The 13,195-nt window shown below is 64.9% G+C and carries 17 protein-coding genes; 9 read left to right on the top strand and 8 right to left on the bottom strand.

The window, feature by feature from the left end:
* Positions 1 to 12: 12 nt before the first annotated feature.
* Positions 13 to 441, top strand: a complete 429-nt coding sequence (aroQ, locus tag AC5592_RS06935; protein WP_036506929.1) for a type II 3-dehydroquinate dehydratase — start codon at positions 13 to 15, stop codon at positions 439 to 441.
* 8 nt (positions 442 to 449) lie between these two features.
* Here aroQ and AC5592_RS06930 read toward each other — a convergent pair whose 3' ends face one another.
* Positions 450 to 1,301: an NAD(P)-dependent oxidoreductase gene (locus tag AC5592_RS06930; protein WP_063063734.1), complete on the bottom strand. Its 852-nt coding sequence runs from the start codon at positions 1,299 to 1,301 to the stop codon at positions 450 to 452.
* 148 nt (positions 1,302 to 1,449) lie between these two features.
* On the opposite strand from AC5592_RS06930, the gene AC5592_RS06925 reads away from it, so the two are divergent.
* The gene (locus tag AC5592_RS06925) at positions 1,450 to 1,797 is read left to right on the top strand and encodes a winged helix-turn-helix transcriptional regulator (RefSeq protein WP_036506933.1); all 348 of its coding nucleotides are present in this window, start codon (positions 1,450 to 1,452) and stop codon (positions 1,795 to 1,797) included.
* 49 nt (positions 1,798 to 1,846) lie between these two features.
* On the opposite strand, the gene AC5592_RS06920 is transcribed toward AC5592_RS06925, so the two are convergent.
* Both AC5592_RS06920 and AC5592_RS06915 read right to left on the bottom strand, forming a co-directional pair.
* Complete coding sequence (locus AC5592_RS06920; RefSeq protein WP_063063733.1) at positions 1,847 to 2,611, bottom strand: ESX secretion-associated protein EspG; 765 nt, start codon at positions 2,609 to 2,611, stop codon at positions 1,847 to 1,849.
* Positions 2,608 to 4,104: a hypothetical protein gene (locus AC5592_RS06915; protein WP_157121639.1), complete on the bottom strand. Its 1,497-nt coding sequence runs from the start codon at positions 4,102 to 4,104 to the stop codon at positions 2,608 to 2,610. The genes AC5592_RS06920 and AC5592_RS06915 overlap by 4 nt, the downstream gene beginning before the upstream one ends.
* A gap of 402 nt (positions 4,105 to 4,506) precedes the next feature.
* Here AC5592_RS06915 and AC5592_RS06910 point away from each other — a divergent pair, with 402 nt between their 5' ends.
* The 4 genes from AC5592_RS06910 to AC5592_RS06895 all read left to right on the top strand — a co-directional run bounded on the left by AC5592_RS06910 (position 4,507) and on the right by AC5592_RS06895 (position 7,935).
* Entirely contained in the window at positions 4,507 to 4,830 is a 324-nt protein-coding gene (locus tag AC5592_RS06910; RefSeq protein ID WP_063063731.1) for a DUF6317 family protein, read from the top strand.
* Positions 4,737 to 6,155: a hypothetical protein gene (locus AC5592_RS06905; RefSeq protein ID WP_157121637.1), complete on the top strand. Its 1,419-nt coding sequence runs from the start codon at positions 4,737 to 4,739 to the stop codon at positions 6,153 to 6,155. The genes AC5592_RS06910 and AC5592_RS06905 overlap by 94 nt, the downstream gene beginning before the upstream one ends.
* A 3-nt stretch (positions 6,156 to 6,158) precedes the next feature.
* A complete protein-coding gene (locus AC5592_RS06900; protein ID WP_036506938.1) occupies positions 6,159 to 6,818 on the top strand; it encodes a hypothetical protein in 660 nt (219 codons plus the stop codon).
* Positions 6,819 to 6,996: 178 nt separating this feature from the next.
* Positions 6,997 to 7,935 (top strand): RDD family protein, encoded by a 939-nt coding sequence (locus AC5592_RS06895; RefSeq protein ID WP_198163781.1) that lies wholly within the window; start codon positions 6,997 to 6,999, stop codon positions 7,933 to 7,935.
* Position 7,936: 1 nt separating this feature from the next.
* Here the strand turns inward: AC5592_RS06895 and AC5592_RS06890 are convergent, their stop codons facing one another.
* Both AC5592_RS06890 and AC5592_RS06885 read right to left on the bottom strand, forming a co-directional pair.
* A complete protein-coding gene (locus tag AC5592_RS06890) occupies positions 7,937 to 8,206 on the bottom strand; it encodes a hypothetical protein (RefSeq protein WP_063063728.1) in 270 nt (89 codons plus the stop codon).
* Between the two features lie 2 nt (positions 8,207 to 8,208).
* The gene (locus AC5592_RS06885; protein WP_157121633.1) at positions 8,209 to 8,715 is read right to left on the bottom strand and encodes a hypothetical protein; all 507 of its coding nucleotides are present in this window, start codon (positions 8,713 to 8,715) and stop codon (positions 8,209 to 8,211) included.
* Between the two features lie 1,046 nt (positions 8,716 to 9,761).
* Here AC5592_RS06885 and AC5592_RS06880 point away from each other — a divergent pair.
* The 3 genes from AC5592_RS06880 to AC5592_RS06870 are packed head-to-tail and all read left to right on the top strand — an operon-like array spanning position 9,762 to position 10,844.
* Positions 9,762 to 10,505 (top strand): helix-turn-helix domain-containing protein, encoded by a 744-nt coding sequence (locus tag AC5592_RS06880; protein ID WP_063063725.1) that lies wholly within the window; start codon positions 9,762 to 9,764, stop codon positions 10,503 to 10,505.
* Complete coding sequence (locus tag AC5592_RS06875) at positions 10,415 to 10,648, top strand: Scr1 family TA system antitoxin-like transcriptional regulator (protein WP_371507131.1); 234 nt, start codon at positions 10,415 to 10,417, stop codon at positions 10,646 to 10,648. The genes AC5592_RS06880 and AC5592_RS06875 overlap by 91 nt, the downstream gene beginning before the upstream one ends.
* Positions 10,638 to 10,844, top strand: coding sequence for a DUF397 domain-containing protein (locus AC5592_RS06870; protein WP_083871344.1), 207 nt, complete (start codon positions 10,638 to 10,640; stop codon positions 10,842 to 10,844). The genes AC5592_RS06875 and AC5592_RS06870 overlap by 11 nt, the downstream gene beginning before the upstream one ends.
* A gap of 14 nt (positions 10,845 to 10,858) precedes the next feature.
* Here the strand turns inward: AC5592_RS06870 and AC5592_RS06865 are convergent, their stop codons facing one another.
* The 3 genes from AC5592_RS06865 to AC5592_RS06855 all read right to left on the bottom strand — a co-directional run bounded on the left by AC5592_RS06865 (position 10,859) and on the right by AC5592_RS06855 (position 13,172).
* Positions 10,859 to 11,227, bottom strand: coding sequence for a hypothetical protein (locus tag AC5592_RS06865; protein WP_036506955.1), 369 nt, complete (start codon positions 11,225 to 11,227; stop codon positions 10,859 to 10,861).
* A 6-nt stretch (positions 11,228 to 11,233) separates the two neighbouring features.
* Positions 11,234 to 11,818 (bottom strand): DUF3558 domain-containing protein, encoded by a 585-nt coding sequence (locus AC5592_RS06860; RefSeq protein WP_084506429.1) that lies wholly within the window; start codon positions 11,816 to 11,818, stop codon positions 11,234 to 11,236.
* Positions 11,819 to 11,993: 175 nt separating this feature from the next.
* A complete protein-coding gene (locus AC5592_RS06855; protein ID WP_083871346.1) occupies positions 11,994 to 13,172 on the bottom strand; it encodes a glycerate kinase in 1,179 nt (392 codons plus the stop codon).
* Between the last annotated feature and the right edge of the window lie 23 nt (positions 13,173 to 13,195).

Here is a 13,195-nt window from a genome sequence, read left to right as displayed (position 1 = left end):
AGGGTACCGGTCATGGCACCGATTCTCGTGCTCAACGGCCCGAATCTGAATATGCTCGGCACCCGCCAGCCCGAGGTCTACGGCTCGGACACGCTCGACGACGTGGTCGAGCTGTGCCGGGCGACCGCCGCCCGCTTCGATCGCGAGATCACCGCCTATCAGTCCAATTCCGAAGGGGCGCTGATCGATCGGATTCATGCGGCCCGCGGGGTGGAAGCCGGGATCGTGATCAATCCCGGCGGCCTGACCCACACCTCGGTGGCCCTGCGCGACGCCCTGGTGATTCCCGAGGTGCCGATCGTGGAGGTGCACATCTCGAATGTGCACGCGCGCGAGGAATTCCGGCACCACTCCTACATCTCGCCGATCGCCACCGCGGTGATCGCCGGAATGGGCATCCGGGGATACGCGGCGGCGATCGAATTCCTCTGCACCCGTTGAGCGTTCGCTCAGGCCCCGTCGCGCAGTAGCCGATACATCGGCACTCCGGCGCCGGCCACCTTCTCCCACAGCTCGCGCACGGTGTGCGAGAGCGTGGCCTCCACCCCCACCTCCTCGCTGGTCTCGACGACGTGGGTCGCACCCGCCACCATCATGCGGGCGGCGGCCTCGTCACCCCAGCCGCCGGACTTCGCGGCGGCGGCGTATTCGGCCATGAAGAAGGGGAACGCCTCGGCGGAACGCTGCGCGAACGGCAGGAAGCGGTCGGCGTCGTGGCCGGCGCGCTCGATCACGGCCAGGGCCTGGTTGTAGCCGATCAGCCAGGGATGGAACAGCGTGAGCAGGGCCTGGTAGAACAGCTGCGCCAGCCCGTCGTCGGCGCCGAGGTACTCCGGTGCGCTGAGCGGGCGCAGCAGGTCGGCATGTGCGTCGAACACCTCGCGCGGGCCGCTGTAGAAGATGTAGGACGCCGGATGGGTGATGTTGTCGCCGGCCGACATGAATCCGCCGGACAGGAACCGCGCCCCGTGCGAGCGCACCCATTCGGCGCCCGCGCGGGTGCGTTCCGGGGAATCGGAGGACAGGTTCACGATCACCTTGTCCCGCAACCCTTCCGGAGCCAGGCCGAGGATGTCGTACATGGCGGCGTAGTGGGTCAGGCTCAGCACGATCACCTCGTTGCGGTCCAGGGCGTCGGCCACCGACTCGGCGCGACGGGCGCCCAGTTCCGCCATCGCCTCGGCCTTGTCGGCGCTGCGATTCCAGACCGTCACCTCGGTGCCCGCGGCCAGCAGTGCGCGCACGATCGCCCGGCCCATCGGGCCCAGCCCGATCACCGTGACGGAGGAACGTTCGGACATGGTGTACTCCTTGCTGTTTCGAAGCTGTTTCGAAGTTCTTCCGATCGGCGCCGGATTCGATCGTCACCGGGATCCGGGTCCGGGGCAATAACGCACGTCGACGTGCGGTTGCTTACCTCGAGGTTCGGAAAAAGCTCAGGAGGATGAGATGGCGGACGACTGTGACACAGAACACTCGGTCTGCGGGATGTCGGTGGCCATCGACGTGGTCGGCGGCAAGTGGAAACTCCACCTGATGTGGGTGCTGGGCGAGGGCCCGCAGCGCTTCGGCCGCATCCGCGCCCTGCTGCCCGGGGTGAGCGAGAAGGTGCTCACCGAGAATCTCCGCCATCTGGAATCCCACGGCGTGGTCCGCCGCGAGGTGTTTCCCGAAATCCCGCCGCGAGTGGAATATTCGCTCACTCCCGCGGGCGTCGCATTGGCCGCGGCCCTGCGCCCGCTCGAACAGTGGGGTGAACGGCGCCGCGACGGACTGTTCGAGACCGCGTTCGCGTGAGGGCTGGTCAGCTGTTGTGGGGTCGGACCGTGGATTTCGGCGCCGGTTCTCAGGCGTGTGCGGGTCGTGTCCCGAGTTCTCGTACTCGGCGCGCGAGGACGCGGGCGTGGTTGACGAACCCGTCGTGGTTCATGGGTTGGATGGTGTAGCCGGCTGGGTCTTGGTGGACGTAGTAGCGGCCGTCACCTGGGAAGTCCATCCACACGAAGCCCTGGACGCCGTCGGTGCGATTGTCGAGGAATCGTCCTGGGTAACACAGGACTTCGCCCCAGCCGCTGCGGGGGCGGGCCAGGAATGTGTTCATACGTTCCCGGAGTGTTGGCCGGCGTTGCCACCCGAGAGACTCGGGCTCGAGGTCGAGTTCGAACTTCAGGCCACCCAGTTCGTGGCGGCCGGGCGGAAGTTCGGGAAGCATGCGTGCGAGCAGGTCCAAGGCCTGGACATGTGTGCACAGAGTGACCGAAACATCGCCGCTCGCACCGGGTTCCGGATCGGGGTCCTGAATGGCGACCGCTGCGCTGGAAGGTCCGAAACCGGCGTAGCCGCGCAGTTGTACATCGGGGTTGTCGGGGTCGGCGCCGAGGCGGCCGTGGACATGCAACCGGACCTGAGGTTCGGTGAGGGTGCCGATGAGGCGCGCGAAATCGTCGTCCACGCGCGGGCGCAGGCTGTCGATGGCTTCCCGGCGCCGGCGAATCAGATCCGCTTCGTCGATGGCACGCAACGTATTCCAGGTCGGGTACGGCAGGCGGTCGCGCTCCATCGCGAACAGTGCCGCCTCGTACTGGGCACTGGTCAACTGCCAGTGAATCACCGATACTCTCCCGGCGCTCGGCCGCGATCGGGCGGATTCGCCGATCGGGCTGCGGGTGGTTGCTGCTGCGACGACTCATCCCCGATGGCGCCGTAGGCGGGCAATACCCTCCGCCCGTCCTCGATCCATTCCTCGAGGTGCTGCCCGCGCAGATACTCCGCGGACTGTCGGTCCTTGTCCTCCTCGGACTTGCCCTTGCCACCCGCGCCGGGTGACATGCCCGGCGTACCGGCGGCGCCCGGCTGACTCGGAGCACGCATTCCCCCCAAAGAGGCAGCCGCCGGTGATGCAACGGGGCCACCGGGTATCGACGATCCGAGTCCCGGACGCGCAGTACCACCGCCCGAACCGGACAGGCCGCCCAGTCCGGAACCGTGGGAACCACCACCCGATCCGGAACCGTGAAGACCGCCGCCCAGTCCGGAACCGGAAGTCCCACCGCCCAGCCCACCGCTCGGGTCGAAACCGGCGGCAGTCGTGGAGGCGGCGTTCGGCACGCTTGAACTTGTTGTGCTGGAGGGGTTCTGCCCGCTACTCGGAGTTGCGGAACTCGGCTGCGTCCCCTGCGATTGGTTCCCATCGGTCCCGGTGTTCGGATCGGAGCCCGGATTCACCTCGCCGGGTCTCGGATTCTGGTCACCGCCACCGGAATTCGATGGACCAGGCACCGGCGAAACCGGCCCCGGGCCTGCCGGACCAACCGGGCCGCCCGGAGCGGCCGCCGGATAGACCGTGGGCAGCACCGGCACCGCCTGATCCCCACCACGAATGCCGGGTGAGTACACATTCCGGAGCACCTGCAGAGCCGCCTGCCGTGCTTCCTCTTTCTGGGAGTCCTTATCTTGCTGCTCCGCGAGGATCGGAAGTTGCGGTCCCGTCGGCGCGGCCGCCGGCCCCAACGTCGGCGATCCCGGAGGCAGAATCGGCCCTGTTCCCGTGGGCACCATCGCCTGCAACAACGGAGTCAGCATCCGGAAAGTCTCGTCGCTACCGCGCTGCGCAAAGGCAATCTTCATCGCGACCATCGACGCCGACTTGCCGATATCGGCGACAGAGTCCAGAACACGCCCGAACGTCTGGGCCGCCTTCTGACCGGCAGCCCCCTGCCAGCCGTTGGCGATCGCGTCCTGGACGACCTTCTTGCGAGCCGTGTCCGCACCATCGGCCATACCCGACCCGATATTGCTCCACGCCTCCGAAACCGCGTGCACGACATCGGGTTTGATCTGATAGGTCAGATCGCGAATCTGCTCCAACGTCAGGTGCTCGAAGTTGTCCCCACCGGTAATCGACTGCGGATCGACATCGATACGCAATTGACCGGCCAGCACATTGATCTGCTGCTGCAACGCGAGCTGATCGGCATCCCACGCCTGCGTATTCGAACCCGACACCATCCCCGCATAGAAGCTGTTGCTCATGGCGTCGAGCCGCCGCAGGAAGTCGCCACTACCTTGGTCCAGATAGCTCGACGGTTCCGGTGGGGGAGTCACGGCTGCGCCCTGTGGATGCCGGCTGCTACGAAAACACGCGCCTGCGCGACCTCGCGTGAGAGGCCTCGCCAGACCGTTGGCCGCGCACCGGTACGACGCTCGACTTTCGCTCGCATGACTGTCCCCCTCCGACTCGCCGCTGCATGAGGACGCGTGAAACCCCCTGCTGCGGAGACTTTATCCCAGGTGTCCGCGCCATGCCCAGCCGATCGCGCGTAGGTGCACTCCGGCTCGACCGTGATGACACCGGAGCGTCGTACCGGCCCGGTCGCCAACCTGCACGCGACACTGGAGAGGCGTCGACGGAATCCTTGCCTAGGGGAACCGGCCGGCCGTCGGTGACGTCCAAATCTGTGAACGAGGCCTCGAGTGGGTTCGAGAATCAGCGCGAGAAGGAGTGTCGTGGCGGGCGTTTTGCAGGTGGACATCGACGCGTTGAGCAAGGCGGTGCAGTCGCTGCGCGCTTCCGAGCAAGTGCTCAACGATGCGATGGCGAAAATGGCCGCCGGGGGCCACAGCAGTATCGGGACGAAGGAACTCGACGACGCGGCCGACAGTTTCCAGCGGCGCTGGCATTACGGTATCCAGCGCATCGGTGAGGCGGCGCGGGGAACGGCGGACGGAATCGACCGATGCCGCGACACCTATCAACAGACCGACGACGCCCTTGCCCAGGTGCTGACCGAGGTTGGGAACGCGGTTACGGCCGAGGGGCAGAAGGCATGAAAGCGCAAAATCCTTATCCCAACTTGGGTTTCAACCCGGTCCCCGGCGCTCCGGACGACGTCTCGGGCCTGCGCGGGCAGATCGACACGGCCGCCATCGCCGTGACGGAAACCAACGATCTGTTGAATCGGCTGCGCAACAGCAACGATGACGTGTGGAAGGGACAGGGAGGCGACGCGTTTCGCGCGCATTTCGACTCCACCCTGGCCCAAGACCTCGGCTACGCACAGTCCTCACTCACACGTGCTGTGGGTCTGCTCGACGAGTGGCACAACGGCCTCGTCGGCTATCAGGAGACCGCGCGCGGGCTGGAGACCGAGGCCGCCGTGGCGCGGGGAGAACACGCCCGCGCGGTCACCGCGCTTCAACAGGCACAATCCAATCCCGACCTCGGTCTGGCGAATACACGCTTCTCCGACGCCGAGCAGTTGGCCGCCGCCCAATCCCGTTTGGACGCGGCGACCGCGCAGGTCCGCTCGGCGAGCACCGCGGTGGACAACTGTCAGGGACAGATCGATGCGATCATCCAGCGCGCTCGCGATCTCGAAACCGAGCATGACAAAATGGCTCGGCGAATCGCCTCCGAATTGGACACAGCGGCAAAGGATTTCGCTCCGAGCCCACCGGACGAAAGCATCTGGGACAAGATTTGCGACGCAGTAAAAGCGGTCGGAAAGTTTCTCGACGAACACCGAGAAGGATTGCATCAAATACTCTCCGCCGTCGCGGCTATCGGTGGCCTGATCGCGCTCATCACCCCGCCACCGATCGATGCCATCGGATTCGCGGTGGGGGCGATCGCGTCGGCAGGGCTGCTCGCTCTCGACCTGACCGATCCGAAAGTTCGAGCCGGCCTGATGAACGGTGAATTCGATGCATGGAAGACCGTCGGCTTGGACGCACTGGGACTCGCGCCGGCGGGTGGGTCGGTGGTGGCGGCGGGCAAGGTGGGGTGGGGTGCTCTCCGTGCCGGCGACGCCGCGGCCGAAGCGGTCACGGCGGTGTCCGCGGGGCGGCACGCCGCCGAGTCGGTCGGTATGGGTGAGCGGGTGGGCCGGGCCATGTACGAGGCAGCCACCCACGAGCCCGGTCTGTTGTCGAAGGGAATAGGCTCCGCCACCGATCTTCTGGGCAAAGTTCCCGGCGTTCCGAACAGCGTTACGTCGGCGCTGGGGATGAATCAGGTCGCGGCCACCGTTTTCAAAGCGACGGGGGTGGCCGACGGTACCCACGTTACGGTTTCCACCGCAGAAGCGATCGATCTGTTCGTCCGGTCCAAGAAGGTGGTCTCGTCGTTGGTCGCACCATTCGGTGGGGACGACTGACCGATGGCCGAAACACTGTTCGGTGAGACATCGCTCGACGTCGAAGTCCGGATCCCCCAGGGATTCATACCGCTGCCCCTGCGCGATATCGACGGGACCGTTGCCCGGGCCGAGGAATTGTTCACGGACGCCGGACCGGGACAAATCTCCTCCGCGGCCCCCAGGATGTTGCAGGCGCTTCGGGTCTTCCTGCGAGGACTCGGCGGGCTCGGGGCCGTCTACTGCGGTCTCGGAAAGCACCATGCGGCAGACGGCTCGGATGTCACGTCGACGCTGGTCCTCAGCGCCGTCCGATATGGCGAGCCCAAGAACCCGAGGCTGGCACTTGCCGACTATCTCGTCACTCGGGGACGAGCGGAGGAGTACATGCACAGCGAGGTCGTCGATTTCGCCGGCAAGAACGCTCTGTTGTCGGACCGAATCCTGCGATTACCGGCGCCGGAATGGCACGGACAGGAACAAGAAATCGAGGGCGATGCGAGCGTGTACCAGATCGAGGCAGTTGTGCCCTCCGGGGACGGTACCGCACTCGCCGTTGTGCAGTTGTCGACCTCGTTCACGCAGAAGGGGGAGGAATTCCTGCCCATGATGTTCTCGATCGCACAGTCGTTGGAGATCAGAGATTCGCGCCCAACTCCTCCCCTGTCATCGCTGGATTTGTGAGACTGCGATGACCTTTTCGACGACGACGAAGCCTCCGGCTGCGATCCACTGCCCCGAGACCCGCCGTGCGATGCGGCGGATGGGGTGGCCGCGCTGGCTCCTACTGCTCGTAGGTGTGGCCTGCGCGCCCCTTACTCTGATGCTGGTCGCCCTCGCTGACAGCGCACCCTCCCCACCGGTGCGCGCGGCTTTGAAGGTGGCGATGATGGCGTCGGTGGTGTTGTTCACGGTCGGGATCACCGTCGGTGGCGGGATGGTGTGGATTCACCGGCGCCGCAAGCGGTCGCTGAAGCGCCATGCCTGGACGGTATGGCCGATCAATTACATATCCACGGGGCGATACGAGTGGGTGGAATTGCTCGACCCGCAACGGCAGCCGGTATCCGCACTGCTCCTCAACACGTGGCGAAAAGACATCGGAAAAATGGTCGGGCACAAGACCGTCGAGGTCTGGTTCGCCGGCGACCCACGAAAGTACGGTGTCGTCTCCCGGCCCGGTGGCGGCGATCTCCGGTACGCATACTATTCACCGTCGCGACAGCCTCCGCGATTCACTTTCCGCGAGGCGCGGGCCGAAGCCGACCGACATACGAGCGGATTCGTGATGGTCGAGCGGAACGGCCGGGTGATGATGGAACAGCCCGAAAGTCGAGCGCCGGAATCGATTCGACACGGCTCCATCTCCGACCCGCGCTATCCCTCGCCTCGAACACTGCGGCGGGTATCGGCGTTCACGCTGGATGTGACCGTTCATCTCGCCTGTGGTCTGGCCTTGGGCGTACTCACGAGTCCGAACTTTTCACTTGCGGCGCTATACGCCGGCGATCGAGGACACCTCGGGCTGAATGTCGGGCTCGTCATCCTCGGCTGGTTGATCGCCTCGCTCGTCGACCGTGTGGTGGTGCAAGCGATAGTTCACACCACCGTCGGTAAGGCGCTGTTCGGGTTGGTCGCACTGCGTCCGGACACCGGCACATATCCCTCGTTCGGCCGACTGCTGGCCATCTGGCTGTTCGACGTGTATCTCCCCCTCGCGATCGCCGGAAACGCTATCGGCCCCGACCACCCCGAGCACTACTTCCTGACCGCGGTTCGCCGCCGGGATATGCGTCGATGAATCACCCCGGGAGCGGGTGGTGCACATCTCGGCGACGCGTGCTCTGCGGTGCGGCGAACGTGTGCAATCGGGCCAGCACACGCTCACGATCGAGCTCCACCTCCGTCCTGGCAGGCCATTGGGAACCGAGTTCTCGGCAGTAGCTTTCGACTGCCAAGCGTCGTTGGAGTGCGGCAACGGTCAACCCGCCCGCGCGCGGCGGCAACCAGCAGCCGAAGCCGATGAGGATGCCGCAGACGATGATCATCAGCGCTGTCGTCATCACGAACATGGTCAGTCCACCTCATCCCGCGCGGACAGGGCTGCTCCGGCGGCGAGGCGCGCCCGGCAGTCCGGAAGGCAATCGCGGTGGGTATTCCACAGGCGGCGAGCGCAGTCGCGTTCCAGCTGAGTGGGTTCCCAGGTGCAATCGTTCAAAGGAACCGCTTGCAGGACGACCGGTTCCAGTGCACCGGCTCGCCACAGCCGAGGCGGCGTCATGGTCAATAGATCGAAACCGGCGGTGCCGATATCGGTCCGGTGGTCGACATGAGTCGCGTCGACCACGACGATCGCGGCGGCCTCCATGCTGGCGGCAATGCCGAGGGTGTAGCCGACTGGATCACGGGTGCCGTGCGGCGGGCGAACAGTGAAGATCCACCGATAGCCGAGATAGTCGGCGTAGCACTGGATGTCGAGCGCATGAGCTGCGGTGTCGATGCCGGACAATTCCGTCCGCACCAACCCGACGGCCTTCGGCCGGAAGGCCGGCCGTACCGCACCGGACCGGCTCACTGGCATGTCAGCCGACGATCCGATCATGTCAACCATCCCGCCTCCATCGCTCTTGCCGTCGACGCGGTTCGCGGCGACGTATCACTGTTCGTAATGGCGTTCTGCCACAACGTGCTTGCCGCTCCGACGCTGGTACCGATACCGAGGCGGACCAACACCAGGCCGATCACGGAATCACCCACAATCGCTCACAGGGCAGGCGTCCGTAGCTCTCGTCCGGCGCAGTGAATTCGACTGCCGCACAACCGCCGTACCGTTGCCAGTGGTCCGCGAACCGCCGCGCCGCCGATTCGCATGCGACGAATGTCAGAGCATGCCGGCTCGATGAGGTGAGATAGACGGACACCGTGACATCGGGTTCGGTCGGAACGGGCGAGCCTGACAGGTTCGCGACACACTCCGGAAAGCTCATCGAGCACCGCCGTCGTTCCTGGTAGCGAAGGCTGAACGATCATCGACAACGCGCGTACCGGACCACGGGCAACGTTCACCCTCCCGAACGTGATGTTCGGCGATCTTTCCGTCGACCAGCGGAACAAGACCGGAGCACAGCCAGGATGGGCACGCCACGCCGACCAAACGCTGCGCATCCGGCGAGAAGCTGCCGATCCCACACTGGGACAGAAGAATCCATGGGGCGTCGAAGCTGGACACTTTGCTACCACCTCCTCATGCGTGGCCGTCGACAGCGTGCCGACCGCCGCCGTTGGCTGATGTCGGTCGATGGCAACCATGGGGATACGACAGGCATGATGAACCTCACCGATAGTGCCGCTGTGTGCGGAATAGGTTGGGACAGAACGGAATCAGAATCGAACGGACGGACTTCTTCAGCTGCGGGCAACCGCGGCGCTTCGCGGTTGCTCGATCGCCTACGCGGAGCCGCGACCCGACTGTTGAACTGCTACAGCACAGCACAACAAGCGGGGCTTTGAAATGCCGTGTTGAATGTTCAAACCAGTTGACTCAATTTCCCACGAACACATTCAGAACTGTGGCACGCTCTGCTCAGGTTCGCGAATGATCTCGCTCAATCGGGGAGGGGAAGTCGCATGTCAGGAAGCCAATCCGCCACGTTGCTCCGCCGCCAACTGGGGAGGTTCCTTCGCGAGCGTCGCCTCGAGGCCGGGCTGACCATCGCACAGGCCGCACACGAGGTTCAGCTCAGCACGGCGGCATTGCAGCGGATGGAGACCGGGCGACCTCAAAAGCTTCGCAAACAGGATGTCCGCGAACTGTGCGAGCTTTACGACGTGGACGTCGATGAGACCGGTAGGGCTATCGGCCTTGCCGCGAAGGCCGCGGACGACCCGGACATCACGGCGCTCGGTGGCATGTTCAGCAACGCCTTCAACATGTATGTCGGAATGGAAGCGGCAGCGCGGAGCCTGATCACATACCAAGCCGTGGTGCCGGGGCTGCTTCAAACCGCCGACTACGCGCGGGCCCTAATCGGCTCCTATCCCGGCTACACACAGGAAGAAGTCGACCGCCGGGTCGCGGTGCGCTTGAAGCGGCAGAAGATCCTGACCAGGAAGGCGAACCCTGTCCGACTGGAGGTCCTGCTGAGTGAATCCGCCCTGCGCCAGGTCGTCGGCACACATCGCGTGATGAGCGGACAGCTACGAGAACTGGCCGAGGCCGGCAAACGGCCGAATGTCACGATCCGTGTCCATCCGTACCACGGCGGATTGCCCTGGGGATCGTGCCGAGCCAGTTCGTCATCATCGAATTCGGAACGAACACCGATGGACAGGCCGTGGAGCCGCCCGTGGTCTACCTCGACGGGGGTATGAGCAGTGATATCTACCTTGAAAATGAGGACGACGTGCGGAAGTACCATGAACTGGTCGAGGTCATCCGGCAGACCGCGCTGGACGAGACGAGCACGCGAAACCTGCTACGGCAGGTAGCAAGGGAGCACGACGGTGAGTGTTGATTTATCCGGCCCGCAATGGCGCAAGAGCAGCTACAGCGAATCCAATTCTCAATGCGTAGAGGTCGCATGGCTCACCAACGGCGCTGTCGGCGTTCGTGATTCGAAGAATCCGACCGGTCCCGCTCTGGTCTTCGCACCTGACGAATGGGACGCGTTTAACGCAAGTTTGAAGGCAGGACGCTTCCACCGATCGTGACCAGCCACGCCTGATCAGAATTGGAACCCTTCGTACTCTTTCCGGTAAGCGTCGTCTGTTTCGGCGTATGCTTCGGCGGCCTTCCGGATAACATCTTGAGCTGACTTCAATTCGTCGATAGCTTCCTTGATGCGCTGTCGGATGCTTCCCTCCCCGCTGCCCTTTCGAGTGAACTTCTCGGCGAGGTCCAAACCCATCTGGAAGCCACCGAAACCTGTTACTTGCGCGACAGTTTCGACGTGAAGACTCAGATCATTAATCTGATCAATAAGGTCCTGCAGCCCTTTGATCGCAGCTTCGAGCTGGCTTCTGTGGACCTTCAGCCTCAGATTGCCCTGCTCGACTTGAGCCCCAAGCTGCTGCAACGTTGCCAGATCGGACACGGCCCCCTACTTTCCTGTCGGCAGGTCCTTGACGAGTATTCCTGCGATGCGGGTCAATTCGGCGCATGCGTCACCCGTCGAGTCCGCAGCGAGTGAGGGGTTGATTTCAAACTCGATCGGGTTATGGGGTACATCGAAAAGGATCACGCAACCATCGGGGATTGCGGTTCGATCGAGCATGACGGCATCGCGTCCACCGATGTTCACCGAACGTGGGTTGCTGAACAACGTGGTGTTGTTCTTTACCTCATCGAAAGTATGAACGCTGGTGGAAAACACCTGGAGCCGTATCCATCCGCCGCTATCCCACCCGCAAACATCCCAACCAGGGAACTTCTGCGCGTACTTGTCGGTGTCGGTGTGACGTTTGGCGGGATTCAGGCCCGCTGCTGCAATGTCGGCATCCGGAAGGGAACACGGATTCCAACTGGTATTCGACGCAACTGCGGGCGTCGTCGTGGCAACGCCTTCGGCATGCGTTGTCGTCGCAGTCTGCGGCTTTGCGTCGGAGTCGGACGAACATCCCGCCACCGTCACGCCCACCAGCGCCGCAGCGCTCAGCAGTGCGGCCGACATAGTACGGCTTGCCATAGCACTCCCCTCCACAGTCGATTGCCCTGAGGCTACAGCAGCCTTAGGGCGATAGAGGAGTGCTGAGCCAGGTCAACGGGCGGTTGGCCGCCGCTACCGGTGCCGCCGAGCGGCCGGGGGCTGTGCTTCCAATTGGGTCGCTGACACATGACCTTCCGGAATCTCGAAGAGCCCGTCACATCAGGTAGTCGCGCGCTATGCGGGCACCGAGTTCTTCGAGCAGGGGCGCGGCTTCGGCGATGGATCGCTCCGGATCGGGTTCGAGGTCGCTCAGGGGGTAGCAGCGGGCGAAGCCGGCGGCGCGCAGTCGCTCCGGGGTCAGGGTGCAGCGGCCGGCTACGGCGACCACCGGCACGCCCGCGGCGGCGGCCGCGACTCCGGCGGGCGCCTTGCCGCGCAATGTCTGTTCGTCCATCGCCCCTTCGCCGGTCACCACCAAGTCCGCGTCCCGGACCTGTCCGGCGAAATCGATCAACTCGAGAATCACCTCGATCCCGGACCGCGGCCGCGCCCCGAGCATCGACATCGCCGCGAATCCGGTCCCACCCGCCGCGCCCGCCCCGGGACGCTCGGCATACCCCAGCGGCGCGGTACGGGATGCGTCCGGATGGCCGGAGGCCGAGGTGTGTGTGGCGGCGCACCGCTCGACCACGCCGGCCCAACGGCTGAGGCCACGCTCGAGCTCTTCGCACTGCTGCGGCGAGGCGCCCTTCTGCGGCGCGAAAACCGCTGCGGCGCCGTGTGGTCCGAGCAGCGGGTTGTCGACGTCGCTCGCGAGGACGAACGTGGTGTCACGGATCGCGGGATGCAGACCGGAGCAGTCGACGGTATGCGCCTTCGCGAGTGAGACTGCGCCACAGGGTAATTCGTGTCCGTCGGAATCGAGGATGCGCAGTCCCAGCGCTTGCATCATGCCGGCGCCGCCGTCGGTCGAGGCGCTACCGCCCAGCCCCAGGACGATCTCGCGGAAACCGTGGTCCAGTGCGTGCCGAATCAGCCGGCCGAGTCCGTAGGTAGTCGCATCCATGGGCGCCGACCGGCCTCGAGGCAACCGCACGAGTCCGACCACCTCCGCCAGTTCGATCAACGCCGTCTTCGCCTGGATCGCATAGCACGCTGTGGTCGTCGTACCGATGGGCCCGACCGCATCGACCCACACCCGCTCCCAGCCCGCGGCCACGAACGCGTCCACGGTTCCGTCACCACCGTCGGCCACCGGAACCTGCCGGATTTCGGCGTCGGGCGCCTCGCGCGCGATTCCGGCCGCGATCGCCGCCGCCACCGCGGGCGCCGCCAGCGATCCTTTGAACTTGTCCGGTGCTACCACCACTCGCCAGGGCCTCCCACGCACCATCGCAACCCCAATCCGTCGGCAAG

The sequence above is a fragment of the Nocardia violaceofusca NBRC 14427 genome (assembly GCF_963869435.1).
Lineage (GTDB): Bacteria > Actinomycetota > Actinomycetes > Mycobacteriales > Mycobacteriaceae > Nocardia > Nocardia aobensis.
This window is presented reverse-complemented; position numbering and strand designations above follow the sequence as displayed.

Coding starts and splice junctions, on each gene's coding strand:
- aroQ (WP_036506929.1), top strand. CDS start 13: ATGGCACCGATTCTCGTGCTCAACGGCCCGAATCTGAATATGCTCGGC.
- AC5592_RS06930 (WP_063063734.1), bottom strand. CDS start 1,301: ATGTCCGAACGTTCCTCCGTCACGGTGATCGGGCTGGGCCCGATGGGC.
- AC5592_RS06925 (WP_036506933.1), top strand. CDS start 1,450: ATGGCGGACGACTGTGACACAGAACACTCGGTCTGCGGGATGTCGGTG.
- AC5592_RS06905 (WP_157121637.1), top strand. CDS start 4,737: ATGCCGCGACACCTATCAACAGACCGACGACGCCCTTGCCCAGGTGCT.
- AC5592_RS06900 (WP_036506938.1), top strand. CDS start 6,159: ATGGCCGAAACACTGTTCGGTGAGACATCGCTCGACGTCGAAGTCCGG.
- AC5592_RS06890 (WP_063063728.1), bottom strand. CDS start 8,206: ATGTTCGTGATGACGACAGCGCTGATGATCATCGTCTGCGGCATCCTC.
- AC5592_RS06885 (WP_157121633.1), bottom strand. CDS start 8,715: ATGCCAGTGAGCCGGTCCGGTGCGGTACGGCCGGCCTTCCGGCCGAAG.
- AC5592_RS06880 (WP_063063725.1), top strand. CDS start 9,762: ATGTCAGGAAGCCAATCCGCCACGTTGCTCCGCCGCCAACTGGGGAGG.
- AC5592_RS06860 (WP_084506429.1), bottom strand. CDS start 11,818: ATGGCAAGCCGTACTATGTCGGCCGCACTGCTGAGCGCTGCGGCGCTG.
- AC5592_RS06855 (WP_083871346.1), bottom strand. CDS start 13,172: ATGGTGCGTGGGAGGCCCTGGCGAGTGGTGGTAGCACCGGACAAGTTC.